This is a genomic window from Nocardia panacis (assembly GCF_003598715.1).
GTDB lineage: Bacteria > Actinomycetota > Actinomycetes > Mycobacteriales > Mycobacteriaceae > Nocardia > Nocardia panacis.
The window spans coordinates 136,883-163,049 of sequence record NZ_QZFU01000045.1; the positions used below are offsets into that span (position 1 = coordinate 136,883).

Sequence of the window (26,167 nt, forward strand, 5' to 3'; positions counted from 1 at the left end):
GGTATGAGCATTCGCACGCGAGTCGAGGCCGCGCCGGGTCGGGTCGCCCGCCGCGCCAAAGCTGCCGACAAGGTGAAAACCGGCGCGGCGCAACGGGCCTACGCGCGGCGCAAACTGCGCGCCGAACAGTCGGGGGACGGTCCGGCGCTGCGGACCCGCACCGGATCGCGCATGGCGACTCGCATCCCGTTCGTCGCGGCGATCCTGGCCCTGCTCGGCTGCGGTTTGGCGCTGACCCTGCTGCTCACCACCCGCGCCGCCGAGGACAGCTACCAACTCAGCGATGCCAGGGCGACCAACCGCAAACTGTCCGAGGAGCGGGCGGCTCTGCAGCGCGAGGTCGAGATGGCCGACTCCGCACCCGAACTGGCCGCCAAGGCAAGGGAACTCGGTATGATCCCGGCCAAGGATCCGGCCCGCCTGGTCATCGCCCCCGACGGCGCGATCACCGTGGTCGGCAAGCCGACCCCGGCCCAGGGCGCCCCGGTCCCGCCGTTGAATGTCTCGCCCACCGCCCCGGCCGCGCCGCAGACCGGCAACGCCCAGGCGCGCGGCGAACGCGTCGTCCCGGTTCCGAAACCGCCCACCCCGCAGCCGAATCCGGCCCAGCCGTCCAATCCTGCCGCCAATTCGGTCGCGGTGCAGGCGGCCCAATCGGCTCCGGCGGTGCCCGGTCCGGCCGCGAACGCGGCACTGCCGCCGGTGAATCCGGCCCAGCCCCAGGCCAATTCGACTCAGGCGGCGGCGAATCAGCCGCAGCGTCCGGTGAATCCGGCCCATCCGCCCGTGAATTCGGCGGCCGCACCGCTGCCCGCGAATGCGGCTCAGCCTGCTCCGGCTCCGCTGAATCCGGGTCTCGCCCCGGCCCAGGCGAATTCGCCATTGCTCGCCGCCAATCCGCCCGCAGGTCCCGCCGTGCCTGCCGATCCCGCCGCGGATTCGACCGCCCCGCAGGCGGCCGTGCCCGCGCCGAATCCGGCGCGGCCCGCTGGTGCGGCGCAGTGACGAGACAGGCCCCACCTCGCAGGCAGAGCAGGCCCGCGCCGCGGCAGCGACGCGGGCCGTCGTCCGCGCCGAAGCAGCGGTCGGGGGGGCCGGATCGGCCGCTGCGGCTGCGGCTGGGATTCGGTCGCATCATCATGCTGATCGCGCTGCTGGTGGTGGCGCTGCAACTGCTGTGGATCCAGAGCATCGCCGCGCCGGGACTCTCGGCGCAGGCGGCCAGTCAGCGCACCACCTACGAGCCGGATTACGCGACCAGGGGACCGATCACCGATCGCAATGGCAAGTCGCTGGCCTTCTCCATCGCCGCCAAGGCGCTGACCTTCCAGCCGGTCCGGGTGCGCAAGGATCTGGCCGACGCCAGGGCCAAGAGTGACAAGGCTCCCGATCCGGACGAGCGGTTGCAGGCCATCGCCAAGACCATTCACGACAAACTCGGTCAGAACGCGCCCGCCGAGGCGGATCTGCTGGCCAAACTGCGCAGCGACGACGCCTTCGCCTATTTGGCGCGCGGGGTGGACCCCCTGGTCTCCGATGCGATCCGCAGGCAGTTTCCCGAGGTCGGCGCGGAGACCACGCCGATGCGCGAACATCCCGGCGGTTCGCTGGCGGCCAATGTGATCGGTGCGACCGGTTGGGACGGGCACGGTCAGATCGGCCTGGAATCCTCGCTGGATTCGGTGCTCGCGGGCACCGACGGCTCGCACACCTATGATCGCGGTTCCGACGGTGCGGTCATCCCCGGCAGTTGGCGCGACAGGGTGCCCGCCGTGGACGGCAATGGCGTTGAGCTGACCCTGGATTCGGATCTGCAGTACTACGTGCAGCAGCAGGTGCAGCAGGCCAAGGAGCTGTCGGGGGCCAACAGCGTCTCGGCGGTGGTGCTCGATGCCAAATCCGCCCAGGTGTTGGCCATGGCCAATGACAACACCTTCAATCCGCGGCTCGGCGCGCAGCATTGGGCCACGGCCGATATGGGCAATCCCTCGGTCTCCGATGTGTTCGAACCCGGTTCGGTGAACAAGATCGTCACCGCCGCCGCCGCGATCGAGAGCGGTTTGACCACCCCGGACGAGGTCCTGCAGGTGCCGGGCGAGATCCGAATGGCCGGTGTGACGGTGCACGACGCCTGGTCGCACGGTGTCGCGCCGTATACGAGCACCGGCATCTTCGGGTTGTCCTCCAATGTCGGCACGCTCATGCTGGCGCAGCGGGTGGGTGAACAGCGTTTCGCCGATATGCTCAACCGCTTCGGGCTCGGTCAGCGCACCGGTGTCGGCCTGCCGGGCGAGAGCGCGGGCGTGGTGCCGCCGCGCGATCAGTGGTCCGGCGGCACCTTCGCGAATCTGCCCATCGGGCAGGGCTTTTCGCTGACCACCCTGCAGATGACGGGGATGTACCAGGCCATTGCCAATGACGGGGTGCGCATCCCGCCGCGCATTGTGAAGGCCAAGGTGGCCCCCGACGGCGCGCGCACCGAGGAGCCGCGCCCCGACGGGGTGCGGGTGGTGAGCCCGCAGACGGCCGCGACGCTGCGGACCATGTTCCAGTCGGTGGTGCAGCGAGATCCGATGAACGCCATGCAGAATGGCACCGGGTGGCCCGCCGCCGTCGAGGGCTATCAGATCGCGGGCAAGACCGGCACCGCGCAGAAGGTGGATCCCGGTTGCCACTGCTATTCGACCTCGTCGTTCTGGATCACCTTCGCGGGGATGGCGCCCGCGGACAATCCGCGCTATGTCATCGGACTCATGATGGACAATCCGGTGCGCAGTTCCGATGGCAGCGGCGGTCAGTCGGCGGCGCCGCTGTTCCACAGCATCGCCTCGTGGGCGCTGCAGCGCGATCGGGTCCCGCCGTCGCTGGAGCCGTCGAAACACTTTGTGCTGCAAGCGGGTTGAGTGCGGATCGCGCGGCGGCGCCGAAGTCGCCCGGCCGCGTCCGAATCCCGCCGCTCCTGCCCGTTTTGTCGTGTTCGCTCGACCTCTCGGCGATCGCGCGGCGACCGCGTCCGGCGCGGCGAGTCACCGGGCAGCGTGGCGGTGCCGAACCCGATTCGGCGACACCGTAGGGTTGGTGCCGCCGGGACTGCGGACCGGGCCGCGTCGTCGCGCGGTGGTCCGCCGCCGGTAATCTGACGCATCGATCGCCGCCGCTGAGAGGAGCCTGATTTCTGTGCAGTCCGGTCAACCGCGCGTCCTGCGCCCGGCACGCCCGCCCGCGACACCGCTCGCGGCGTTGGCCTCCGCCGTAGCCGCGCGATGGGGCGGCGCACCGGATAATGCGGTGCGGGTGACGGGAATCGAGCAGCGCTCCGAGGCGGTCGAGCCAGGTGACCTGTTCGTGGCGCTGCCGGGCGGACGGGCGCACGGGGCGAGTTACGCCCGCGAGGCCGTGGCGCGGGGGGCGGTGGCGGTGTTCACCGATCCCGCCGGCGCCGAAATCGTGGGCGCGCTGCCCGTTCCGGTGCTGGTGCGCGCCGCGCCCCGCGCGGTGCTCGGCGAATTGTCCGCGACCGTCTATGGCAACCCCTCCGAGAAGTTGCGCATCATCGGCATCACCGGAACCTCCGGCAAGACCACCACCGCCTATCTGGTGGAGGCCGGGCTGGCGGCGGCTGGTTGGTCCACGGCGCTGATTGGCACCATCGAGACGCGCATCGGCGGGCAGCGGGTGCCCAGCGCCCTCACCACCCCCGAGGCGCCGCAATTGCACGCCATGTTCGCGCTGATGGTCGAGCGCGGCGTGGCGGCGGTGGTGATGGAGGTGTCCAGCCACGCGCTGGCGCTGGGCCGGGTGGACGGGGTGCGCTTCGCGGTGGGCGCGTTCACCAATCTCTCCAGGGATCATCTGGATTTCCACGCCGATTTCGAGGATTACTTCGCCGCGAAACGCCGCCTGTTCGAGGCGGATTCGCCGATCGCCGCGCGCAGCGCCGTGATCTGCGTCGACGACGAATGGGGTCGCAGGCTGGCCGAGGGGTTGGCCGAGCCGATCACGGTCTCGGCGAGCAGTCCCGGCAGCGGCGACGACTGGCGGGTCGCGGGCGGTGTCCGCGAGCACGGCGGTGGGCAGGAGTTCACGGCGGTGGGTCCGGTCGGAGAATTCCCGGTGCGGGTGCGCCTGCCCGGCCACTACAACGTCGCCAACGGCCTGCTCGCCCTGGCGATCTGCGCTGCGGCGGGCGCTGATCCGGCCGCGGCGGCCGCCGCGCTGGCCAGGGTCGAGGTGCCGGGCCGCATGCAGCGGGTCGAGTGCGGACAGGATTTCCTCGCCGTGGTCGACTACGCGCACAAGCCTGCCGCATTGCAGTCGGTGCTGGCTACCCTGCGCGGCCACCTCGCCGCCGAAACCGCTTCGACCCCTGGCCGATTGGCTGTCGTCGTCGGCGCGGGCGGCGATCGGGACGCGGGCAAACGCCGGTACATGGGCGCGGTGGGCGCGCGCGCCGATCTGCTGGTCATCACCGACGACAATCCGCGCAGCGAGGATCCCGCCGCGATTCGCGGGGCCATACGCGCGGGCGCGCTGGAGGTTCCGGAGGCCGAACGCGGTGAGATCCGCGAGATCGGCGACCGGGCCGCCGCCATCGAGGCCGCCGTGGCCTGGGCGGGTCCCGGTGACGCGATCCTGATCGCGGGCAAGGGCCACGAGCCGGGGCAGGAGATCCTCGGTGTGAAATATCCGTTCGACGATCGCGAAGTATTGGCCGCCGCGCTGCAGCGGCGGAAAACCACAGAGGATTTGACGGTTTCATGATCGAGATGACACTGCGGGAGATCGCGGCGGTCGTCGGCGGCACGCTGCACGACGTCCCCGATCCGGAGGCGCGAGTGCCCGGAAAGGTGGAATTCGATTCGCGCCGAATCGAATCCGGCGATCTGTTCCTGGCGCTGCCCGGTGCGCGCACCGATGGCCACGACCATGCCGGTGCGGCCGTCGCGGCGGGTGCGGTCGCGGTGCTGGCGGCCAGGCCGGTGGGTGTGCCCGCCATCGTGGTCGCGCCGCGTCCCGGTGCGGTCCCCGCGACTTCGGTTGCCCTGGAAGGCGATTCGGACGGTTCCGGGGCCGCGGTGCTGCGGGCGCTCGGTGAGTTGGCCCGCGTCAGCGTCGAAAGGCTCGTCGCGGCAGGCGGTCTCACCGTCATTGGGGTGACAGGTTCGGCGGGCAAGACCTCCACCAAGGATCTGCTCGCGGCCGTGCTGGCCCCGCTCGGCCCCGTGGTCGCGCCGCCCGGATCGTTCAATAACGAACTGGGCCATCCGTGGACGGCGCTGCGCGCCGACGCCGCGACGCGCTACCTGGTGCTCGAGTTGTCCGCCCGCGGACCGGGCCACATCACCGCCCTGACGCGCCTGGCGCCGCCCGCGATCGGCGTCGTACTCAATGTGGGCACCGCGCACCTGGGCGAATTCGGCAGCCGCGAGGGCATCGCGCAGGCCAAAGGCGAACTGGTGCAGGCACTCGCGGCCACCGGCCTGGCGGTGCTCAATGCCGACGACCCGCAGGTGGCCGCCATGGCCGCGCGCACCACGGCCCGCGTGCTCACTTTCGGTCGAGTGGCGGGCGCGCAGATTCGCGCCGAGAACATCCGACTAGACGCCGAGGCCCGCGCGAGCTTCACCCTGCATACTTCCAAGGGCTCGGTCCCGGTCGAACTGGCAGTACACGGTGAACATCAGGTCGGCAACGCCCTGGCCGCGGCAGCCGTGGCGCTGGAATGCGGCGCGACACCCGAGCAGATCGCCGCCGCGCTGTCCGGCGCGCACGCCGCCTCGGCCCGCCGCATGGATGTGCGGACCACCCCCGGCGGCATCACGGTGGTCAACGATTCCTACAACGCGAATCCGGATTCGGTGCGGGCCGCGCTCAAGGCGCTGGTCACCCTGTCCCGCGCGGGCGCGACACCGCGCCGCAGCTGGGCCGTCCTCGGCGAAATGGGTGAGCTGGGACCGGAATCGGTGGTCGAACACGACCGCATCGGACGGCTGGCCGTGCGCCTCGACGTGGACCGACTGGTGGTCGTCGGCACCGGACGCCCGTCCCGCGCGATGCACCAGGGCGCGGTCATGGAAGGCTCGTGGGGCGAGGAGTCGGTCCTCGTTCCCGATATCGGCGCGGCCATCGCGCTGCTCGACGCCGCGGTCGAATCGGGTGACGTGGTGCTGGTCAAGGCATCCAAGTCGGTGGGTCTCTGGGAGGTCGCCGAACATCTGACCGGTGCGCAGGGCACAGAGGAGCAGCTGTGAGGCAGATACTTTTCGCCGCCGCGATCGCGCTGGCGGTGTCGATCCTGCTGACGCCCCTGCTGATCAAGATGTTCGCCAAGCAGGGTTTCGGTCAGGAGATCCGGGTCGACGGCCCGGCCAGTCACCAGGCCAAGCGCGGCACCCCCACCATGGGCGGGGTGGCCATTGTCATCGGCATGTGGGCGGGCTACCTCGGCTCGCATCTGATCGGCATCGGCTATCGCGCCGAGGGTCCCTCGGCGTCGGGGCTGCTGGTGCTCGGCTTGGCGACCTTCTTGGGCGTCGTCGGCTTCCTGGACGATTTCATCAAGATCCGCAAGCAGCGCAATCTGGGTCTGACGGCCGCGGGCAAGTATGTCGGGCAGCTCGGGGCCGCGGTGGTTTTCGGCGTACTGGCGCTGCAGTTCAAGGGGCGCAACGGTTTGACCCCCGCCAGCAGGCATCTGTCCTATGTTCGCGATGTGACCACGGTGTCCATGGGCGTGATCATCTTCCTGCTGTTCGTCTGCTTCGTGGTGGTGGCCTGGTCGAACGCGGTGAACCTCACCGATGGCCTGGACGGGCTCGCGGCGGGCTCCATGGGTTTGGTGCTCGGCGGCTACGTGGTCATCACGTTCTGGCAGTACTACCACGCCTGCTCCACCAAACCCGAGGCAGGCTGCTACAACGTGCGCGACCCACTGGATCTGGCACTGGTGTGCGCGGCCGCCGCGGCGGCCTGCATCGGGTTCCTGTGGTGGAACGCCGCGCCCGCGAAGATCTTCATGGGCGATACGGGTTCGCTGGCGCTGGGCGGTCTGTTGGCCGGACTGTCCATCACCAGCCGGACCGAACTGTTGATGATCGTGATCGGCGCGCTGTTCGTGGCCGAAGCCGCCTCGGTGGTGTTGCAGGTGGTGGTGTTCAGGACCACCCGCAACCGGCTGTTCAAAATGGCCCCGTTCCATCATCACTTCGAATTGAGCAAATGGGCCGAGACGACCGTGATCATCCGATTCTGGCTACTGGCCGGAATCGCCTCTGCGGTCGGCCTCGGTCTGTTCTACAGCGAATACCTCTCAGCGGTCGGGTGAAGCACAACGATGGTCGAACACTCTCCTCGGGCTCTGCGTTCACCGGGACCCATGCTCGAATTCCTGCGCGGCCGTGACGTTCTCGTCGCGGGCTGGGGCGTATCGGGTCGATCACTGATCGAACCGCTGCGCGATATCGGCGCGCGTCCGGTGGTCACCGACGCGGGCGCGGCGGCGCTGGCCGAGGCGGCGGGTCTCGGACTCGAGATCGCCACGTCGGTCTCGCTGGAGACCACGGATTGGAGCCGGTTCGCGCTGGTCATCACCAGTCCGGGCTGGCGGCCGGATTCGCCGGTGCTGGCCGCGGCCGTGGCCGAGGGCGCCCCGGTGTGGGGCGATGTCGAATTCGCCTGGTGGGTGGATCAGGCCAGAATCTATGGGCCGGTGCGCAAGTGGCTGGTGGTGACCGGCACCAACGGCAAGACCACCACCACCTCGATGGTGCACGCCATCCTGCGCGCCGCCGGTATCGCCAGCGTGGCCTGCGGCAATATCGGGCTGCCGATCCTGGACGCACTGCGCCGCAATCCAGGCCCGCAGGTGCTCGCGGTGGAACTGTCCTCGTTCCAACTGCATTGGGCGCCCTCGGTGCGTCCCGAGGCGGGCGTGGTGCTGAATGTGGCCGAGGATCACCTGGATTGGCACGGCGGCCTCGACGCCTACGCCGCCGCCAAGGCCAGGGCGCTGTTCGGTCGGATCGGGGTGGTCGGCCTCGATGATCCGGTGGCCGCCAGCCTGGCCCGCAAATCCAAGGCCCGCCGCACCGTCGGGTTCCGCATCGGCGTCCCGGCCGACGGCGAACTCGGCGTGGTCGACGGCAAACTCCTCGACCGCGCCTTCACCAAGGCCGCGATCCTGGCCGAGGTGGGCGATATCAGCCCGCAGGGTCCGGCCGGGGTGGCCGACGCACTGGCCGCCGCCGCGCTGACCCGAGCCATCGATGTGGCGCCGCAGTTCGTGCGCGAGGGTTTGCTCGAGCATCGGGTGGGTCCGCACCGTTCGGCGCTGGTGCGCGAGGTGGGCGGCGTGGAATTCATCGACGATTCCAAGGCCACCAACCCGCATGCCGCGCGCTCGGCGATCCTGGCCCACCAGCAGGTCATCTGGCTCGCGGGCGGTCAGTTGAAGGGCGCGCACGTGGACGATCTGATCGAGGAGGTGGCCGACCGACTCGTCGCCGCCGTCCTCATCGGGGCCGATGCCCCGACGATCGCCGCCGCGCTCGCGCGACACGCGCCCGAGGTCCCGGTGGTCGAGGTGGACTCGGGAGACGATGGGCCGATGGGTGATTCGATGCCGATGGGTGGGGGGGCCGACAAGGCCGATGCCATCATGGCCCGCGCCGTCGCCGTCGCGGTGGGATTCGCCCGCGGCGGCGATACCGTGCTGCTCGCCCCGGCGGCGGCCTCGCTGGATATGTTCGCCGACTACACCCACCGCGGCCGCAGTTTCGCCGCGGCGGTCAACGCGCTGGAAGACGGTGACATCGGGCGGCAGTCGTGACCGAGCGACGCGGGCGAGCGGTGAGCACCCGATTCGGGGCTTGGTTGGCGCGTCCGCTCGCGTCGTTCCACTTGATCGTCACCATCGCCACCCTGCTCACCGTGCTCGGGTTGGTGATGGTGCTCTCGGCCTCCAGTGTCGAGGCCTACGCCGAGGCCGGTTCGGCCTATTCGCTGTTCGTGCAGCAGGCAATGTTCGCCGGGATCGGTTGCGTGCTGTTCTACCTGGCCCTGCGCATTCCGTTGAAGCGGTTGCGGCAGTGGTCGTTTCCACTGTTCGCGCTGTCGGTGCTGGCGCTGGTGCTGGTGCTGATACCGGGGATCGGCACCCAGGCGCAGGGCGCGCGGCGCTGGTTCGTGCTCGGTCCGATCTCCATTCAGCCCTCGGAGTTCGTGAAGGTGACCCTGGTGGTCTGGGGTGCGCACCTGCTGGCTTCGCGCCGTTCGGAGACGGCGGGTCTGCGCGACATCCTGGTGCCGCTGGTGCCCGCCGGTCTGCTGGTGTGTCTGCTGGTGGTGCGCCAGCCGAATCTGTCCACCACCATCGCGCTCGGCATCGTGCTCACCGCGCTGCTGTGGTTCGGCGGCCTGCCGGTGCGGCTGTTCGTCACGATCGCGGCCTCCGGTCTGGTCGCGGCGCTGGTGCTGGCACTCTCGGCCGGCTACCGCTCCGATCGCATGCGCGCGTTCTTCAATCCGGGCGACGATCCGCAGGGCATCAATTACCAAGCGCGCCAGGCGCTCTACTCACTGGCCGACGGCGGTATCTGGGGGCGGGGGCTCGGCCAGAGCCGGGCCAAGTGGAGCTACCTGCCGAATTCGCACAACGACTTCATCTTCGCCATCATCGGCGAGGAACTCGGCTTCCTCGGCTGCGCCCTGGTGCTCGGCCTGTTCGCGCTGTTCGTCTATACCGGTCTGCGCATCGCCAGCCGGTCGGCGGATCCGTTCCTGCGCCTGCTCACCGCCACCGCCACCACCTGGATCACCGCGCAGGCGCTGATCAATATCGGCTACGTGGTCAATCTGCTGCCCGTCACCGGCTTGCAGTTGCCGCTGGTGTCGGCGGGCGGTTCCTCATTGGCCATCACGCTGTTCATGTTCGGCATCCTGGCCAGCGCCGCCCGCCACGAACCCGAGGCGGTGGCCGCGCTGCGCGCCGGACAGGACGGCCGGTTCAGCCGATTGCTGAGATTGCCCAAACCCGAGGTATATTCGCCCGCTCGGGCCGGTGTGGCCAGAGCGCGCGCCGCATCCGGCGCGCCACCGCGCCGCGGCGCGGCGGCGGCGCTGCCGTCGCGGCAGGCCGCCGCCCGCCGTACGCTGGCCGGCGGTGAGCCGCGCCGCCGGGGCCAGGAGAGCCGCGGCACCAGCTCCGCCCGCGCGACCAGGGCGTGGGAGCCGAACTATCCGATGCCGCACGCGAGAGAACGGGGTAGACCGAGGTGAGTTCCGACCTGCCGACGCTGTCGGTGATCGTCGCCGGTGGTGGCACCGCAGGCCATGTCGAACCCGCGCTGGCGGTGGCGGACGCGCTGCGCAGACTGGATCCCTCGATCCGGGTCACGGCATTGGGGACCCGACGCGGTCTGGAGACCGAGCTGGTGCCCGAACGCGGCTATCCGCTGGAGCTGATCCCGCCGGTGCCGCTGCCGCGCAAACCCACCGCCGACCTGCTGCGCCTGCCCGGTCGGGTGCGCGCCTCGGTGGCCAGGACCCGCGCCGTCATCGACGAGGTCGGGGCCGATGTGATCATCGGGTTCGGCGGCTATGTCGCGCTGCCCGCCTACCTGGCCGCCGGTTCCGGTGTGTTCGGGCGCAGGCGGAAGGTGCCGGTGGTGGTGCACGAGGCCAACGCGAAAGCGGGTATCGCCAATAAGATCGGCGCGCGCCGGGCGGCCAGGGTGCTGGCGGCCGTACCGGATTCCGGTCTGGCGCGGGCCGAGGTGGTCGGCATTCCGGTCCGCGAGTCCATCACCTCCCTCGATCGGGCGGCGCTGCGCGGCGCGGCGCGCGCGCATTTCGGGCTGCCCGCCGAGGGACCGGTCCTGCTCGTGACGGGCGGTTCGCAGGGCGCGCGCAGCATCAACGAGGCCGTGTCGGGCGCGGCGACCCAACTGCTCGCGGCGGGCATCTCGGTGCTGCACGCGCACGGACCCAAGAATTCGCTGGACCTGCCGAGCCAGGGCGAGGGTGCGGCGCGCTACGCGGCGGTGCCCTACCTGTCCCGAATGGATCTGGCGCTGGCCGCCGCCGACGCGGCGGTGTGCCGCTCGGGCGCGATGACCGTCGCCGAGATCTCCGCCGTCGGTCTGCCCGCGTTCTATGTACCGCTGCCGCACGGCAATGGTGAACAGGAATTCAATGCCAGGCCGGTGGTCCGCCAGGGCGGTGGCAGAATTGTGCCCGATCCGGAACTGACGCCGAAGTACGTGATCGACGAGGTGATTCCACTGCTCATGGATTCCGTACGGCTGACCGAGATGTCCCGCGCCGCCGCGGGCGCCGGACATCGCGACGCCGCCGACACGGTGGCGCGCATCGTGCGGGAGGTGGCAGGCCGATGACGGCGCAGGAGCAGCGTTCCGAGCTGCCCGCCGCACTGCGGCGGGTGCACATGGTCGGCATCGGCGGCGCGGGGATGTCCGGTATCGCGCGGATCCTGCTCTCGCGCGGCGGCGCGGTCTCGGGATCCGACGCCAAGGAGAGCCGGGGCGTGCTCGCCCTGCGCGCCAGGGGTGCGCAGGTCCGCATCGGCCACGACGCGACCGCGCTGGATCTGCTGCCCGGCGGCCCCACCGCCGTGGTCACCACCTACGCCGCCATCCCGAAGACCAATCCCGAACTGGTCGAGGCGAATCGGCGCGCCATCCCGGTGCTGCTGCGCCCCACCGTGCTGGCCGCGCTCATGCGGGGGCATCGCACCCTGCTGGTCTCGGGCACCCACGGCAAGACCTCCACCACGTCCATGCTGATCGTCTCGCTGCAGCACTGCGGGGTCGATCCGTCCTTCGCGGTGGGCGGGGAGCTCAACGAGGCGGGCACCAACGCTCACCACGGCACCGGCGATATCTTCGTCGCCGAGGCCGACGAGAGCGACGGCTCTCTGCTCCAATACGACCCGGATGTCGCGGTCGTCACCAATATCGAATCCGACCACCTGGACTTCTTCGGCACGGCCGAGGCGTACACGCAGGTATTCGACGATTTCGCCGACCGGCTCGGTCCGGGCGGGCTGCTGGTGGTGTGCCTGGACGATCCGGGTTCGCGCGCCTTGGCCGCCCGCGTCGGCCCCCGCCTGGCCGAAAAGGGTGTGCGCGTCCTGGGTTACGGGTCCGGCGAACTGGCCGACGCTCCGGTGCCGGTCGGGGTGCGGCTGCACAGTTGGGAGCCGCGCGATGTAGGGGGGCTGGCCCAATTCCAACTGGCCGACGAGCCTGCCCCGCGCACGCTGCGACTGTCGGTGCCGGGTCGACATATGGCGCTCAACGCGCTCGCGGCGCTGCTCGCGGCCCACGCCGCGGGCGCCGAGGTGGGCGAGATCGTCCAGGGGCTGGAGGGTTTCGGCGGTGTGCACCGCCGGTTCCAGTTCACCGGCCGAGAGAACGGCGTGCGCGTCTTCGACGATTACGCCCACCATCCCACCGAGGTGCGCGCGGTGCTCAGCGCCGCCGCCGAACTGGTCGAGCAGGAGGCCCGCGATGGCGCGCGCTCGCGCCAGGGTCGGGTGATCGTGGTGTTCCAACCGCATCTCTACAGTCGCACGGCCACTTTCGCCGCCGATTTCGGCGCGGCGCTAAGCCTGGCCGACGAGGTGGTGGTGCTCGATGTCTATGGCGCGCGCGAGGATCCACTGCCCGGTGTGAATGGCGCGCTGGTGGCCCAGTACGTCACCGAACCCGTGCACTACCAACCGGATATGTCGCGCGTCGGCCGTCAGGTGGCCGGGTTGGCGCTGCCCGGCGATGTGGTGATCACCATGGGCGCGGGTGATGTGACCATGCTCGGTGGTCAGATCCTCGACGGGCTCAGGGCGCGTCCGCACAGCGGGCGGTGAGCGGGTGCGCGCGGCGGTGAGCCGGATGGCGGTGCGGCGCACGCGTTTGTGGATCGCGGTGGCCGTCGTCGCGGTGCTCGCGTTGGCCGCCGCGGCCTGGTTCACCCCCGTGCTGGCGGCGCGCACCGTCGAGATCGACGGCGCCGCCGCGGTTTCCGAGGACAGCGTGCGCGAACTGCTCGAGATCCCGGATGGCCGTTCGATGCTGCGGCTGGACACCGAGGCCATGGCGCGGCGGGTGGCCGCGCTGCCGAAGGTGCGGTCGGTCCGGGTGCAGCGCCTGTTCCCTTCGACGGTGAAGGTGACAGTGCAGGAGCGAGTTCCGGCGCTGTACTTCGACAGTCCGCAGGGCGCGCACCTGGTCGACGCGCAGGGCGTCGAGTACGCCATCGAGGCCCCGCCCATCGGTGTGCCGAAGCTGATCACCGCGCATCCGGCGGGTGCGGATCCGGTGACCGAGGCCGCGGTCACCGTGGTGGCGGCGTTGCCGCCCGCGCTCACCATTCAGGTGAACGAGGTTGCGGCGCGCTCGATTTCGGATATCGCGCTGAATCTGAAGGATGGGCGCACGGTGCTGTGGGGCGGTGCCAACGAGGTCGCGCGCAAGGCGGCGGTGGTGGTGGTGCTACTGACCCGCGAGGGAACGGTGTTCGACGTTTCGAGTCCCAATCTTGTCACGGTAAAGTGATCCATACCCATTGTGCCCAGCGAGTTTTCGAAGGTCCGCTACCGGAGGAGTTCCGGGCAGGGGGGCAACCGTCCCACGATACGGTGTGCGGAGTGGTGAGACGAGAGGGATCACACAAGATTCTGTCTCTTGTTTCGGCGCGCCTGCACGCCGATCGCGGCGGCTGCGAATAGCGTTCCGCACCAGTCGGATACTTGACATAACGCTAACCCTATGGTTGAGGTTTAGGGTTCGCTCGGTTCACCCGAGCGGCGGACCGCTGTGGCGGTGGCGCCGCCCGCGCGAATAATGTCTCGCATCCGCAAACGACAGGCTTGAGATCGAAGGAAGGCGAGAGCCCATGACGCCCCCGCACAACTACCTTGCAGTGATCAAGGTCGTCGGTATCGGCGGCGGCGGCGTGAACGCCGTCAACCGGATGATCGAACAGGGACTCAAGGGAGTCGAGTTCATCGCCGTCAATACCGACGCCCAGGCACTGCTCATGAGCGACGCCGACGTCAAACTCGACGTCGGCCGCGAACTGACCCGCGGCCTCGGCGCGGGCGCGGATCCCGAGGTGGGCCGCAAGGCCGCCGAGGACCACAAGGACGAGATCGAAGAGGTGCTCAAGGGTGCCGATATGGTCTTCGTGACCGCGGGTGAGGGCGGTGGCACCGGCACCGGTGGCGCGCCCGTGGTGGCCAGCATCGCGCGCAAACTCGGCGCGCTCACCATCGGCGTGGTCACCAGGCCCTTCTCGTTCGAGGGCAAGCGCCGGGGCAATCAGGCCGAAGTGGGTATCAACCTGCTGCGCGAATCCTGCGACACGCTCATCGTCATCCCGAACGACCGACTGCTCCAACTCGGCGACGCCGCGGTCAGCCTGATGGACGCGTTCCGCTCCGCCGACGAGGTGCTGCTCAACGGTGTCCAGGGCATCACCGACCTGATCACCACCCCCGGCCTGATCAATGTCGACTTCGCCGACGTCAAGAGCGTCATGTCCGGTGCGGGCAGCGCCCTGATGGGTATCGGCTCGGCCCGCGGCGAAGGTCGCTCGGTGAAAGCGGCGGAGTCGGCGATCAATTCACCGCTGCTCGAGGCATCGATGGACGGCGCGCACGGTGTGCTGCTGTCGATCGCGGGCGGTTCGGATCTCGGCCTGTTCGAGATCAACGAGGCCGCCTCGCTGGTGCAGGAGGCCGCGCATATCGAGGCCAACATCATCTTCGGCACCGTCATCGACGATTCGCTCGGCGACGAGGTGCGCGTCACCGTGATCGCCGCGGGATTCGACGGGGGCGGCCCGGCCCGGCGCACCTTCGAGAACCATCGTGATGTCACCCGCACCGGGTCCTCGTCGTCCACCTACACCGCGGCCGTGTCCACTCCGACGCCGCGGGCCGAGTACACCCCGGTGTCCCGCACCGAGACACCTGCCCAGTCGAGCCGGCTTTCCTTCACCGACCGAGACCGCCCGGCCCCCAAGGATCCGACGGTCACCAACAACAGCCGCGACCACATCGCGCCCCCGGACGACGACGACGATGTCGACGTCCCGCACTTCATGCGTCGCTGATCGACCGACGGCTCTACCCGAAGAAGGTAGGGCCGTCGGCATATTCCCAGCCTCCGGGGGTATCGCCGCGTGAGGTTACCGCCCAGTTCCGCGGGCCTATTACCCTCGGACACATGACATCTGCGCCGACGCTCACCGTCCGACGGGTGGTGACCACGCGGGCGGGCGGTTTCTCCGCCCCGCCCTTCGACTCGTTCAATCTCGGCGACCATGTCGGCGACGATCCGAACGCCGTGCGGCGCAATCGCACTCGTCTGGCCGAGGGGATCGGGCTACCGCCCGAGCGGCTGGTCTGGATGGAACAGATCCACGGCCGCAATGTCGAGATCCTCGACGGACCGAGGTCCGAACCGGTGCCCGCCACCGACGCCTTGGTCACCACCGTGCCCGATCTGGCCCTGGTGGTCGTTACGGCCGACTGTGTCCCCATCCTGCTCTCCGATGACGAGGCCGGGGTGCTCGCCGCCGTGCACGCGGGCCGGATCGGCGCCCGCATCGGCATCGTGCCCCGAGTACTCGAGGCGATGGTCTCGGTGGGCGCGCGGATCGACCGCATCGGCGCCTTCCTCGGTCCGGCGGCGTCAGGGCGGCAGTACGAGGTGCCCGCGGCCATGCGCGCCGATGTGGAGACCCACCTGCCCGGTAGCGCCACCACCACGGTGCGCGGCACCCCGGCCCTGGATTTGCGCGCGGGCATCCGCCGCCAGTTGACCGAGGCCGGGGTAGGTGCGGTCGCCGAGGATCCGCGCTGCACCATCGAGGACCGCACCCTGTTCAGTCATCGGCGCGGCGCGCCGACGGGTCGACTGGCCGGGGCGATCTGGATGGAGCCGGGGGATCGGGCATGAGTGCGCAATCCGTTGCCGGCCGGGTCGATCGGCGCACGGCCGAGTTGTCGGCCAATCTGGACGGTCTGCTCGCGCGCATCGAGGCGGCGCGCGGCGCTGCCGGTAGGGCGCCGGGGTCGGTGCGCCTGCTGCCGGTGACGAAATTCTTCCCGGCCGCCGACGTCGAGATCCTGTACGGACTGGGGCAGCGCGAATTCGGTGAGTCGCGCGAGCAGGAGGCCACCGCGAAGGTGGCCGAACTGGGTGCGCTCGCCGACATTCGGTGGCACATGATCGGCCGCCTGCAGCGCAACAAGGCCCGCCAGGTGGCCCGGTGGGCACATACCGTGCATTCGGTCGACAGCGAACGTCTGGCAACAGCCCTTGACGGTGCGGCGTCGGCCGCTCTCGACGCGGGCGAGCGCGCCGAACCGCTGCGGGTCCTGCTTCAGGTGAGTCTCGATTCCGATCCGGAACGCGGTGGTCTCGCGCAGGCCGACGTGGGTGCGCTCGCCGATCTGATCGCTTCGTCGCGGGGCCTGCGATTAGCGGGTCTCATGGCGATTCCGCCCTTGGGGGCGGAGTCTGATAGGTCATTTGCCCGTCTTGCGACTTTGCACACGATGTTGCTCGCGGATCATCCCGAGGCGACCGAACTTTCCGCAGGAATGTCGGGAGATCTCGAATCCGCCATCGCGTACGGGTCGACGGTTGTGCGTGTCGGTACCGCCTTGATGGGCGCTCGACCGATAACCTCGGCGTAGCAAAGAAACCTCATCAGTCACATTTGACACATATGCTGAGAACTGACGAGGGCTGCGCAAGACTTCAACACCCGGCCGCCACCGGGGCCGAAGGAAGGTCGACCAGATGAGCGAGCGAAGCGAGCGGCAGATATTTACAGCCACGAGTGTGCTCGTGCCGGAGCGGAGCGTCAGCGAGGTGGAGGCGATGAGCGAGCGGCGAATTAATGCGGCTGCGAGCGTGCTCGTGCCTGCGTCGAGTGCAAGCGAGGTGCGGGCATGAGCACCCTGCACAAGTTCAAGGCGTACTTCGGCATGGTTCCCCTCGAGGAATACGAAGACGATTACGTCGCCGAGCCGGACACCCGTTCCGGTGATACCCGCGCGGCGGCCCGAGAGGCCGATGAACGCGGCTCTCGTCGTCCGCGTCGCGACTATCCCGAACGTGGCGGATACCAGGACCGTTATCAGGACGACCGGTACGCGCCGGGTCGGTTCGAGGACGAATCCGATTATCCGGAACCGGCTTACAAATCGCCGTATCAGGCCGGATATCCGGCCGCCCGCCGCGAGGAGTACGCCGAGCCCTATGCCGACGACCGCTACGAGTCGTCGCGGCGTCCCACCCGTATCGAATCGGCCCCCTCGTCGAACCGATTCCGCGCGGGCGGTGGCGCGCCGCCGCTGCGGGGAGCCACCCGCGGTGCGCTCGCCGTCGATCCTGAGGCCGAGGAGCGGCGGCTGGAGGAGCGCGTGCGCCCCGAACCCGCCCGGCGGCCGGGGATCTTCGAGGACGGAGGTCCCTTGTCCAAGATCACGACGCTGCGCCCGCGCGACTACAGCGAGGCCAGGATCATCGGCGAACGCTTCCGCGAGGGCAATCCGGTGATCATGGATCTGGTGGATCTGAGCAACGCCGACGCCAAGCGCCTGGTCGACTTCGCCGCGGGTTTGGCCTTCGCGCTGCGTGGTTCGTTCGACAAGGTGGCCACCAAGGTGTTCCTGCTCTCACCGGCCGATGTGGACGTCTCGGCCGAGGAACGCAGGCGCATCGCCGAAACCGGCTTCTACAACCAGAAATAAGCTCGTGATCGGGGGATCGGATCGGACCTGTCGCCGGTGGTGCGGCGCGGACATTTTGCGGGACGCGGATTTTCGGGCAGAGTGAACCGGTGGCCTTGTTCGCGGTGCTGTACTCCGTACTGTTCATCTTCTGGCTGTTGCTGATCAGTCGCGTTGTCATCGAGTTCATCCGTAACTTCGCTCGCGACTGGCGGCCGACCGGCTTCGTCGTGGTGATCCTGGAGCTGATCTTCACGATCACGGATCCGCCGGTAAAACTGTTGCGGCGCTTGATACCTCCGGTGTCAATGGGCGGAATTCGCCTGGATCTGTCGATTTTGATCCTGCTATTCGTCGTCTTCACGCTGATGACGATCGTGGGCAGCCTCGGCACCCGGTAGCCGCGGTGTGACAGAATGGCCCGAGAAGATAGCTCGTTAGATCTGCTAGATCTCCAAAAGACGCGTGAAGGGATCCTTCGATGCCGCTGACCCCAGCCGATGTGCACAACGTCGCGTTCAGCAAACCGCCGATCGGGAAGCGCGGCTACAACGAGGACGAAGTCGACGCCTTCCTGGATCTGGTCGAGCAGGAACTCTCGCGTCTGATCGAGGAGAACGCCGATCTGCGTCAGCGGGTCGCCGAACTCGATGCCGAATTGGCCGACGCCAAGAAGAATCGCGGCCCGGCACCTATTCCGCAAACCGTGAAACCGCCTGTGCAACAAGCGCCGCCACCGCCGGAGCCGATGAAGCCGCCGGTGCCGGTCGCCCCGCCGGCGCCGATGCCCGCGCCGATTCCCAAGGAAGCGCCGAGCGCGGACGCGAACCTGCAGGCCGCCAAGGTGCTCAGCCTCGCCCAGGAGATGGCCGACAGGCTCACCAGCGATGCCAAGTCCGAGGCCGAGGGCCTGCTCGCCAATGCTCGGGTTAATTCCGAGCGACTCGTCGGCGATGCCAAGACCCGCTCCGAGGCCATGGTCGCCGATGCCCGCCAAAAGGCCGACGCCATGCTCACCGACGCGCAGAGCCGGTCGGACAATCAGCTACGGCAGGCCAAAGAGAAGGCCGACGCCCTGCAGGCCGATGCCGAGCGCAAGCACACCGAGATCATGGCCACCATCACTCAGCAGCGCAGTGTGCTGGAAAGCCGGATCGAGCAGCTCAAGACCTTCGAGCGGGAGTACCGGGTGCGGCTGAAGTCCTACCTGGAATCCCAGCTGGAGGAATTGGAGAACCGCGGCTCGGCGGTTCCGGTGGACGGTGGCGAATTCGGTGCGGTCGACACCGCCAACAACCTGCAGCCCGCGACCTTCGTCAAGGGTGGCAAGTAAAAGGCCGCCCGGCCACCCGAGTTCGAAGTAGCTAGAGGTCCTGTCGAGCTGCCTGGCATGCCTAGGGGGACAACATGCTCGTCTTGACGCTCGTCCTTGCCGCGATCGGTTTCGCCCTGCTCGTGACCGCGCTGACCACCGGTTCGGTGATCTGGGCCTGGGGCTGCATCATCGTGTGCGTGATCGGTGCGGTGCTGTTGCTGGTGAGCGCACTCGCCATGCGCAGACCCGACGGCGACGCCACGCCCCCACCGGGGCGGCACGCCAAACGCTGAGTGACCTAAGGTGTTCGGCGTGGCAGGCTGGTCGCACCGTTAAGGGTTTGACCGCGCCGGCTAGAATCAAACATGTCAACGGCATCGATCCGGCCATCACCGGGGAGTCTTCGGAAGAACGGCGCACGGGTCCGTCCCGTCGCCCAGTAGAACCGAACGGGTGAGCCCGTCACAGCTCAGAACGAGAGGTCCGGCGCAGGCCGCCGGACAAGCGGGGTGGTACCGCGGTTTCGGCGCACCGGCGCCGGATTCGTCCCCGTGCCCACGGATCTTGATACGGCACGAGGAGACGCACCGCGATGGCGGACGACACTTCCACGAGCAGCGCCTATCCGCGGCTCGACCTGAGCGGCGGCGCGGGCAGCGGGTTCCCGGAGATGGAACGCCGCGTCCTCGACGCGTGGGCGGCGGCCGACACCTTCCGCGCCAGCATCCAAAACCGCGGTGGTGAGAAGGAGTTCGTCTTCTACGACGGCCCCCCCTTTGCCAACGGGCTGCCACACTACGGTCATTTGCTGACCGGATACGTCAAGGATCTGGTGCCGCGTTTTCAAACCATGCGCGGAAAACGGGTCGATCGGCGATTCGGCTGGGATTGCCACGGCCTGCCCGCCGAAATCGAGGCGGAAAAGCAGCTCGGTATCACGGACAAATCACAGATCGATGCCATGGGCCTGGCGGAATTCAACGCCGCGTGTAAAACCTCGGTGCTTCGCTATACCGGCGAGTGGCGCGACTATGTGACGCGTCAGGCCCGCTGGGTCGACTTCGACAACGACTACAAGACCCTCGATCTCGACTTCATGGAGTCGGTCATGTGGGCATTCAAGTCGCTGTACGACAAGGGGCTGATCTACCAGGGATTCCGGGTGCTGCCCTACAGCTGGTATGAGCAGACTCCGCTGTCCAATCAGGAAACCCGGCTCGACGACGCGTACAAGATGCGCCAGGATCCGGCGGCCACCGTGGATATGCCGCTGCGGGTGCCCGCCGACCATCCGCTGCACGACCTCGACGGCGTGAACGCGCTCATCTGGACCACCACGCCGTGGACCCTGCCATCCAATCTGGCTATCGCCGTGCATCCGGACGTGCGATACGTGCAGGTGCGCGGCACCGACGGCAAACGCTACCTGCTGGCCGCCGAGCGGGTCGGGCATTACGCGCGCGAACTCGGTGCGGAGCCGGAGGTGCTCGGCGAATACGTCGGCGCGGCCCTGGCCGAGTTGGCCTACGAGTCGCCCTTCGACTTCTTCCTCGGCCATCCGCGCGCGCACCGGGTCCTGCTCGCCGACTACGTCACCACCGACTCCGGCACCGGAATCGTGCACCTCGCACCGGCTTTCGGTGAGGAGGACATGGAACTCGCGACCGCCAACGGTCTCGAGGTGGTGCAGCCGCTGGACGCGGGCGGCAAGTTCACCTCCATGGTGCCCCCGTACGAGGGGCTGATGGTATTCGACGCGAATCCGGTCATCCTCAAGGATCTGAAGGCGATCGGAAAGCTGCTGCGGCACGAGACGATCGAGCACTCCTACCCGCACAGTTGGCGTTCCGGTCAGCCGCTGATCTATATGGCGGTGCCGTCCTGGTTCGTCGCGGTCACCAAGTTCCGCGATCGGATGGTCGAGCTCAACAAGCAGATCACCTGGGTGCCCGAGCACATCCGCGACGGCCAGTTCGGCAAGTGGCTCGAAGGCGCGCGGGACTGGAACATCAGTCGCAATCGCTACTGGGGCAGTCCGATCCCGGTGTGGATCTCCGACGATCCGGCCTACCCGCGCCTGGACGTCTACGGATCGCTGGACGAACTCGAGCGCGATTTCGGTGTGCGACCGACCGATCTGCACCGCCCGATGATCGATGAGCTGACTCGGCCCAATCCCGATGATCCGACCGGCAAGTCGACCATGCGCCGGGTGCCCGAGGTGTTCGACTGCTGGTTCGAATCGGGGTCGATGCCCTACGCGCAGGTGCACTACCCGTTCGAGAACAAGGAGTGGTTCGACACCCACTTCCCCGGCGATTTCATCGTCGAGTACAACGGACAGACCAGGGGCTGGTTCTACACGCTGCACGTGCTGGCCACCGCCCTGTTCGATAGTGCGGCGTTCAAAACCGTTGTCGCGCATGGCATCGTGCTCGGCGACGACGGGCTGAAAATGAGCAAGTCCAAGGGCAACTACCCGGATGTGAACGAGGTGTTCGACCGGGACGGCTCCGATGCCATGCGCTGGTTCCTGATGAGTTCGCCGATCCTGCGCGGCGGCAACCTCATCGTCACCGAGCGCGGTATTCGCGAGGGGGTGGGGCACGCGCTGCGCCCGCTGTGGAACGCGTGGACCTTCCTGCAGCTCTACGCCTCGAAACCCGGTGTGTCGCGCACGGATTCGCCGCATGTGCTGGATCGCTACATCCTGGCCAAGCTGGCGGCGACCCGCGACGCGATGACCGAGGCGCTGGAGACCTACGATGTCGCGGGCGCGTGCGACGAGCTGCGCGGCTTTGCCGACGCGCTTACCAATTGGTATGTGCGCCGGTCGCGTTCGCGTTTCTGGGACGAGGACCGCGACGCGGTGGACACCCTGCACACGGTGCTCGAGGTGGTCACCCGGCTGGCCGCGCCGCTGCTGCCGCTGATCTGCGAGGTGATCTGGCGCGGGCTGACCGGCGGCGAGTCGGTGCATCTGGCGGATTGGCCGCGCGAGGACGAACTGCCGCGCGACGGGGAACTGGTGGCGGCCATGGACGAGGTGCGCACGGTGTGCTCGACGGTGCTGAGCCTGCGCAAGGCGCAGAATCTGCGGGTGCGGTTGCCGCTGGCCGAGGTCACCATCGCCGCCGAGGATGCCGAGCGTTTGCGGCCCTTCGTCGACATCATCGCCGACGAGGTCAATGTCAAGCGGGTCGACCTGACCTCGGAGGTGGCCGCGCACGGCCGTTTCGAGTTGGTAGTCAATGCGCGTGCGGCCGGTCCGCGCCTCGGTAAAGAGGTGCAGACGGTGATCAAGGCGGTGAAGGCGGGCCAGTGGCAGGAGTCGGCCGACGGCACGGTCACCGCCGCCGGGATCGCGCTGCTGCCCGAGGAGTACACCCGGCGCCTGGTGGCGGCCGAACCCGAGTCCACCGCCGCGCTGCCGGGCAATGCCGGTCTGGTGGTGCTGAATTCGGTGGTCACCGAGGAGTTGGAGGCCGAGGGGTGGGCGCGTGACCTGATTCGTGACCTGCAGGAGGCTCGCAAATCCTCGGGGCTCGATGTCTCCGATCGGATCTCGGTGGTGCTCGAGGTGCCCGCCGAGCGCGCGCAGTGGGCGCGGCGGCATCGCGATCTGATCGCGGGCGAGATCCTGGCCACCGCGCTGAGCTTCGGGCCTGCGGGTCCGGACGCGGCGGATGTGGTTGGCGGCGTTCGAGTCTCGATCGCCAAGGTCTGAGGGCGATCTCCAGCATGTGATCAAGATCACATGCTGGAGATTTGCTGAAACCCGGATCGGATTTCGGGGCGCGCGGCACAATCGGCTCTGTTGCTATTGAGGTGACAGTAAAGCTGTGAGACGCGAGTAAACGTTCAATCGCTTGACCCTGATGTAGTCGTCGCGCCCGATACGCACATCGGGCGCGGCCGATCGCCGGGAGGTCGAGAACGTGACCCGAAAGCCTTTGCGCCGCATCCTCTTCGGCTTCGCGACCGGTCTGGTCGCCACCGCGCTCCTCGCCGGGACGGCCAGGTCCGATACCGGCAGCGCGGCCTCCGGCAGCGGATCGGGATCCGCCTCCGGATCGGCGGGATCGTCCTCGGGGTCGGCCTCCGGCAGTTCCAGCGGTTCGGCCGCGCTGCCGCTGCCCAGCGGCAGCGGGCTCGGCGCGCTGATCGCCGCCGCGACACAGACTGGGAAACCCTACGAGTGGGGCGGCGTCGGACCCGACGCCTGGGATTGCTCCGGGCTGGTCCAGTGGGCCTTCCGGCAGGTGGGTGTCCAACTGCCGCGCACCACCTGGCAGCAGGCGAAAGTGGGCCTGCCGGTGCCATTGGGCGCGCTCTCGCCCGGCGATGTGGTGATCCTGAACGAGGACGCCTCGCACGTCGGTATCTACGCGGGTTTCGGGCAGATACTCAACGCCTACGACTGGGGTGTGCCGGTCGGACTCGCCCCATTGAGCCAGTTCTTCGTCTACGCCATCCGCCGGTTCTGACCGGCGGCGATCGGTGCGGGTGCGCGGCACGCGCGGACGACGAGGCGAGGTCCCGCGCCACCGAATCGCTCGGCGGGAGTCGAGTCGATTCGGTAGCGGCTGAGCCGATTTCGGCAGTGCCGAGCCGATCTCGGGCGCGGATCAAGCCAATTCGTTGGCCATGCGACGCAGGTGCCCGCCGTACTGCGGATGCGCCAGCGCCGAAGCGAACTGCGCCACAAGGTAATCGGCGGGATTGCCGGTGTCGTACCAGCGGCCCTGGATCACCTGGGCGAATACGGCGTGATCGGCGGCATGCGCGTTGATGGCGTCGGTGAGGTACACCTCGCCGGTGCGGTGCTCGTACCAACTCTTGGTCTGCGCGCGCAGTTCGTCGATGATGCCGGGGGTGACCACGTAGCCGCCGATGGCGGCGAAATTCGACGGCGCGTCCTCGGGCTTGGGCTTCTCCCGCAGGCCCGCGATGCGCAGCAGGCCGCTGCCCAGGTCGTCGGCCACCACGGGGACGCCGTAGCGCTGGGATTCGCTCGGATCCATCGGCATCAGGGCGAGCACCGGTGCGCCGGTGCGGTCGTAGGCGTTGATGAGCTGCTGGGCGCGCGGGACCTCGGCGACGAAGACGTCGTCGGGCCAGAGCACCAGCATCGGTTCGTCGCTGAGGTGGCGGGCCGCGTTCAGGACCGGGGTGCCGTTGCCGTAGGGGCCGTGCTGGTCCAGGTAGGTGATGTGGCCGAGGCGCGACAGTTCGCCGACCTCCTCGACGGCGTCGGCGTACGCGGTCTTCCCGTCGGCGCGCAACTGCGCCACCAGCGCCGGATTCGGACGGAAATGGTCCTGGATCAAGGATTTTCCACCGCTCACCACGATGGTGATATCGGTGATGCCGGAGGCGACCAGCTCGCGAACCGTATGCTCGATGACCGGTTTGTCGCCGACCGGCAGCATCTCCTTGGGGATGGCCTTGGTCAGCGGGAGCAACCGGGAGCCTATTCCGGCGGCCGGGATCACGGCCTTGCGGATCTTCATGGGTCCGATCATCACATATCGGCGTGTCGCGCAACTGCTATCCCCAGCACAGACTGGTGTGCCGAAGCTGTCGGTGCCCACCGGTAGATTCCGGGGCGTGAGCACCCACGATGCCGGTCGCGTCGCAGCGGACGCGCCCCTACCGGGGGCGGGCGAGCGTGGCCGTCGCTGGGTGCTGCACATCGATATGGACGCCTTCTTCGCCTCGGCCGAGCAGCTGACCAGGCCAACCCTGCGCGGCAGACCGGTGCTGGTCGGCGGCAGCGGCGCCAGGGGGGTGGTGGCGGGGGCCAGCTATGAGGCGCGGGTGTTCGGCGCGCGTTCGGCCATGCCGATGCATCAGGCGCGGCGCTTGGTAGGGGCGGCGGCGGTGGTGATTCCGGCGCGCGGGTCGGTGTACGGGGTCCTCAGCACGCAGGTCTTCGATACTTTGCGCGCGCGTATCCCGGTGTTGGAGACGCTGTCCTACGACGAGGCGTTCGGCGAGCCCGAGGAATTGGCGGGTGCGACGGTCGGCGAGGTGTTCGCCTTCTGCGCCCGGTTGCGCGCGGCGGTGCGCGAGCGCACCGGACTCACCGCCTCGGTGGGCGCGGGTGCGGGCAAGCAGTTGGCCAAGATCGCCTCCGGTCTGGCCAAACCCGATGGGATACGGGTGATCTCGCCGAGCGAGCAGCGCGGGCTGCTGGCCGCGCTTCCGGTGCGCAAACTGTGGGGGATCGGCCCGGTGGCCGAGGCCAGGCTGCGCACCTTGGGCATCGAGACCGTCGGTGCGTTCGCCGCGCTGCCGCAGGCCGAGGCCGCCGCCATCCTGGGCGGCGCCGTCGGCACGGCGCTGCACCGGTTGGCCTGCGGCATCGACGACCGCCCAGTGGCCGAGCGCAACGAGTCCAAGCAGATCAGCGCCGAGACCACCTACGAGCACGACATCCGCACCCTGGCCCAATTGCGCACGGCCATCGAGGCGATGGCCGCCGCCGCGCACCGGCGGCTGTCCGAGGACGGGCGCGCGGTGCGCACCGTGGTGTTGAAACTCAAGAAGTCCGATATGTCGATCGTCACCCGGTCGTTCACCCTGCCTTACGCCACAACGGATCTGGCCACCCTGACCACCGCGGCCAAGCGCTCGGCCATCGACCCGGTGGAACTCGGGCCGATCCGGCTGGTCGGGGTCGGCTACGCCGGGTTCTCTACCGTGCGCCAGGAGTCGCTGTTTCCGGAGTTGGATCGCGACCCCATCTCCGAAATGCAAGAGCCGCAGCCGATTTCGGGTCCCGGCGGTTCGGTCGCCGCGTCGCGGGTAGCGTCGGGGGAACGGCTGTGGTATCCCGGATTGGATGTCGCCCATCCCGATTTCGGGCACGGCTGGGTGCAGGGCGCGGGCCTCGGCGTGGTGACCGTCCGCTTCGAGACCAGTTCGACAGGGCCGGGTCCGGCGCGTACGTTCGCAGCCGACGACATCAGTTTGTCGCGGGCCGATCCGCTCGGCTCACTGGGCTGACGGGTAGCCTGGTTACCTCGTGCAGCGGTGCCGCGGTTCGGGCATCCGCCGCCTGGTGAATTCGACCCGTACCCGAC

The 26,167-nt window shown here is 68.7% G+C and carries 21 protein-coding genes; 20 read left to right on the forward strand and 1 reads right to left on the reverse strand.

Going from position 1 to position 26,167, the window contains the following annotated elements; translation table 11 throughout:
* Positions 1–3 precede the first annotated feature (3 nt).
* The 19 genes from ftsL to D5S18_RS31285 all read left to right on the forward strand — a co-directional run bounded on the left by ftsL (position 4) and on the right by D5S18_RS31285 (position 23,566).
* Positions 4–1,005, forward strand: coding sequence for a cell division protein FtsL (gene ftsL, locus D5S18_RS35495; RefSeq protein ID WP_203237005.1), 1,002 nt, complete (start codon positions 4–6; stop codon positions 1,003–1,005).
* On the forward strand, positions 1,002–2,903 hold the full coding sequence (locus tag D5S18_RS31200) for a peptidoglycan D,D-transpeptidase FtsI family protein (RefSeq protein WP_439651199.1): 1,902 nt from the start codon (positions 1,002–1,004) through the stop codon (positions 2,901–2,903). Before ftsL ends, D5S18_RS31200 begins: the two co-directional genes overlap by 4 nt.
* Positions 2,904–3,177: 274 nt before the next feature.
* A complete protein-coding gene (locus D5S18_RS31205; protein WP_203237006.1) occupies positions 3,178–4,761 on the forward strand; it encodes a UDP-N-acetylmuramoyl-L-alanyl-D-glutamate--2,6-diaminopimelate ligase in 1,584 nt (527 codons plus the stop codon).
* Positions 4,758–6,251 carry a UDP-N-acetylmuramoyl-tripeptide--D-alanyl-D-alanine ligase gene (locus D5S18_RS31210; RefSeq protein WP_120044718.1) on the forward strand — a complete coding sequence of 498 codons (1,494 nt, stop codon included), beginning with the start codon at positions 4,758–4,760 and terminating at the stop codon, positions 6,249–6,251. Before D5S18_RS31205 ends, D5S18_RS31210 begins: the two co-directional genes overlap by 4 nt.
* Complete coding sequence (gene mraY, locus D5S18_RS31215; RefSeq protein ID WP_120044719.1) at positions 6,248–7,324, forward strand: phospho-N-acetylmuramoyl-pentapeptide-transferase; 1,077 nt, start codon at positions 6,248–6,250, stop codon at positions 7,322–7,324. The genes D5S18_RS31210 and mraY overlap by 4 nt, the downstream gene beginning before the upstream one ends.
* A gap of 51 nt (positions 7,325–7,375) precedes the next feature.
* Positions 7,376–8,827, forward strand: coding sequence for a UDP-N-acetylmuramoyl-L-alanine--D-glutamate ligase (gene murD, locus D5S18_RS31220; protein WP_120044720.1), 1,452 nt, complete (start codon positions 7,376–7,378; stop codon positions 8,825–8,827).
* Entirely contained in the window at positions 8,824–10,275 is a 1,452-nt protein-coding gene (gene ftsW, locus D5S18_RS31225) for a putative lipid II flippase FtsW (RefSeq protein WP_239004109.1), read from the forward strand. The genes murD and ftsW overlap by 4 nt, the downstream gene beginning before the upstream one ends.
* Positions 10,272–11,393, forward strand: coding sequence for an undecaprenyldiphospho-muramoylpentapeptide beta-N-acetylglucosaminyltransferase (gene murG, locus D5S18_RS31230; protein WP_120044721.1), 1,122 nt, complete (start codon positions 10,272–10,274; stop codon positions 11,391–11,393). The genes ftsW and murG overlap by 4 nt, the downstream gene beginning before the upstream one ends.
* Positions 11,390–12,883, forward strand: a complete 1,494-nt coding sequence (murC, locus tag D5S18_RS31235) for a UDP-N-acetylmuramate--L-alanine ligase (RefSeq protein ID WP_120044722.1) — start codon at positions 11,390–11,392, stop codon at positions 12,881–12,883. Before murG ends, murC begins: the two co-directional genes overlap by 4 nt.
* A 4-nt stretch (positions 12,884–12,887) precedes the next feature.
* Complete coding sequence (locus D5S18_RS31240) at positions 12,888–13,571, forward strand: cell division protein FtsQ/DivIB (RefSeq protein ID WP_345789822.1); 684 nt, start codon at positions 12,888–12,890, stop codon at positions 13,569–13,571.
* A gap of 340 nt (positions 13,572–13,911) precedes the next feature.
* The gene (gene ftsZ / locus D5S18_RS31245; RefSeq protein WP_120044723.1) at positions 13,912–15,132 is read left to right on the forward strand and encodes a cell division protein FtsZ; all 1,221 of its coding nucleotides are present in this window, start codon (positions 13,912–13,914) and stop codon (positions 15,130–15,132) included.
* A 113-nt stretch (positions 15,133–15,245) separates the two neighbouring features.
* Complete coding sequence (gene pgeF, locus D5S18_RS31250) at positions 15,246–15,980, forward strand: peptidoglycan editing factor PgeF (RefSeq protein WP_120044724.1); 735 nt, start codon at positions 15,246–15,248, stop codon at positions 15,978–15,980.
* Positions 15,977–16,723: a YggS family pyridoxal phosphate-dependent enzyme gene (locus tag D5S18_RS31255; protein WP_120044725.1), complete on the forward strand. Its 747-nt coding sequence runs from the start codon at positions 15,977–15,979 to the stop codon at positions 16,721–16,723. The genes pgeF and D5S18_RS31255 overlap by 4 nt, the downstream gene beginning before the upstream one ends.
* A gap of 258 nt (positions 16,724–16,981) precedes the next feature.
* Complete coding sequence (locus tag D5S18_RS31260) at positions 16,982–17,785, forward strand: cell division protein SepF (protein WP_120044726.1); 804 nt, start codon at positions 16,982–16,984, stop codon at positions 17,783–17,785.
* An 89-nt stretch (positions 17,786–17,874) separates the two neighbouring features.
* The gene (locus D5S18_RS31265) at positions 17,875–18,165 is read left to right on the forward strand and encodes a YggT family protein (RefSeq protein WP_120044727.1); all 291 of its coding nucleotides are present in this window, start codon (positions 17,875–17,877) and stop codon (positions 18,163–18,165) included.
* Between the two features lie 80 nt (positions 18,166–18,245).
* Complete coding sequence (gene wag31, locus D5S18_RS31270; protein WP_120044728.1) at positions 18,246–19,097, forward strand: DivIVA-like cell division protein Wag31; 852 nt, start codon at positions 18,246–18,248, stop codon at positions 19,095–19,097.
* A 74-nt stretch (positions 19,098–19,171) separates the two neighbouring features.
* Entirely contained in the window at positions 19,172–19,372 is a 201-nt protein-coding gene (locus tag D5S18_RS31275) for a hypothetical protein (RefSeq protein ID WP_120044729.1), read from the forward strand.
* A gap of 299 nt (positions 19,373–19,671) precedes the next feature.
* Entirely contained in the window at positions 19,672–22,806 is a 3,135-nt protein-coding gene (ileS, locus tag D5S18_RS31280) for an isoleucine--tRNA ligase (RefSeq protein WP_120044730.1), read from the forward strand.
* A 226-nt stretch (positions 22,807–23,032) separates the two neighbouring features.
* A complete protein-coding gene (locus tag D5S18_RS31285) occupies positions 23,033–23,566 on the forward strand; it encodes an NlpC/P60 family protein (RefSeq protein ID WP_439651202.1) in 534 nt (177 codons plus the stop codon).
* 141 nt (positions 23,567–23,707) lie between these two features.
* Here the strand turns inward: D5S18_RS31285 and D5S18_RS31290 are convergent, their stop codons facing one another.
* The gene (locus tag D5S18_RS31290) at positions 23,708–24,592 is read right to left on the reverse strand and encodes a UTP--glucose-1-phosphate uridylyltransferase (protein ID WP_120044732.1); all 885 of its coding nucleotides are present in this window, start codon (positions 24,590–24,592) and stop codon (positions 23,708–23,710) included.
* Positions 24,593–24,779: 187 nt separating this feature from the next.
* On the opposite strand from D5S18_RS31290, the gene D5S18_RS31295 reads away from it, so the two are divergent.
* The gene (locus D5S18_RS31295; RefSeq protein WP_239004141.1) at positions 24,780–26,090 is read left to right on the forward strand and encodes a DNA polymerase IV; all 1,311 of its coding nucleotides are present in this window, start codon (positions 24,780–24,782) and stop codon (positions 26,088–26,090) included.
* Positions 26,091–26,167 lie beyond the last annotated feature (77 nt).

Excerpts from the sequence above, each read along its gene's own strand:
- D5S18_RS31255 (WP_120044725.1), top strand. The coding sequence starts at position 15,977 with ATGAGTGCGCAATCCGTTGCCGGCCGGGTCGATCGGCGCACGGCCGAG.
- D5S18_RS31275 (WP_120044729.1), top strand. The coding sequence starts at position 19,172 with ATGCTCGTCTTGACGCTCGTCCTTGCCGCGATCGGTTTCGCCCTGCTC.
- D5S18_RS31260 (WP_120044726.1), top strand. The coding sequence starts at position 16,982 with ATGAGCACCCTGCACAAGTTCAAGGCGTACTTCGGCATGGTTCCCCTC.
- ileS (WP_120044730.1), top strand. The coding sequence starts at position 19,672 with ATGGCGGACGACACTTCCACGAGCAGCGCCTATCCGCGGCTCGACCTG.
- murC (WP_120044722.1), top strand. The coding sequence starts at position 11,390 with ATGACGGCGCAGGAGCAGCGTTCCGAGCTGCCCGCCGCACTGCGGCGG.
- ftsZ (WP_120044723.1), top strand. The coding sequence starts at position 13,912 with ATGACGCCCCCGCACAACTACCTTGCAGTGATCAAGGTCGTCGGTATC.
- ftsL (WP_203237005.1), top strand. The coding sequence starts at position 4 with ATGAGCATTCGCACGCGAGTCGAGGCCGCGCCGGGTCGGGTCGCCCGC.
- D5S18_RS31210 (WP_120044718.1), top strand. The coding sequence starts at position 4,758 with ATGATCGAGATGACACTGCGGGAGATCGCGGCGGTCGTCGGCGGCACG.
- D5S18_RS31290 (WP_120044732.1), bottom strand. The coding sequence starts at position 24,592 with ATGAAGATCCGCAAGGCCGTGATCCCGGCCGCCGGAATAGGCTCCCGG.
- wag31 (WP_120044728.1), top strand. The coding sequence starts at position 18,246 with ATGCCGCTGACCCCAGCCGATGTGCACAACGTCGCGTTCAGCAAACCG.
- D5S18_RS31295 (WP_239004141.1), top strand. The coding sequence starts at position 24,780 with ATGGACGCCTTCTTCGCCTCGGCCGAGCAGCTGACCAGGCCAACCCTG.
- pgeF (WP_120044724.1), top strand. The coding sequence starts at position 15,246 with ATGACATCTGCGCCGACGCTCACCGTCCGACGGGTGGTGACCACGCGG.
- murD (WP_120044720.1), top strand. The coding sequence starts at position 7,376 with ATGCTCGAATTCCTGCGCGGCCGTGACGTTCTCGTCGCGGGCTGGGGC.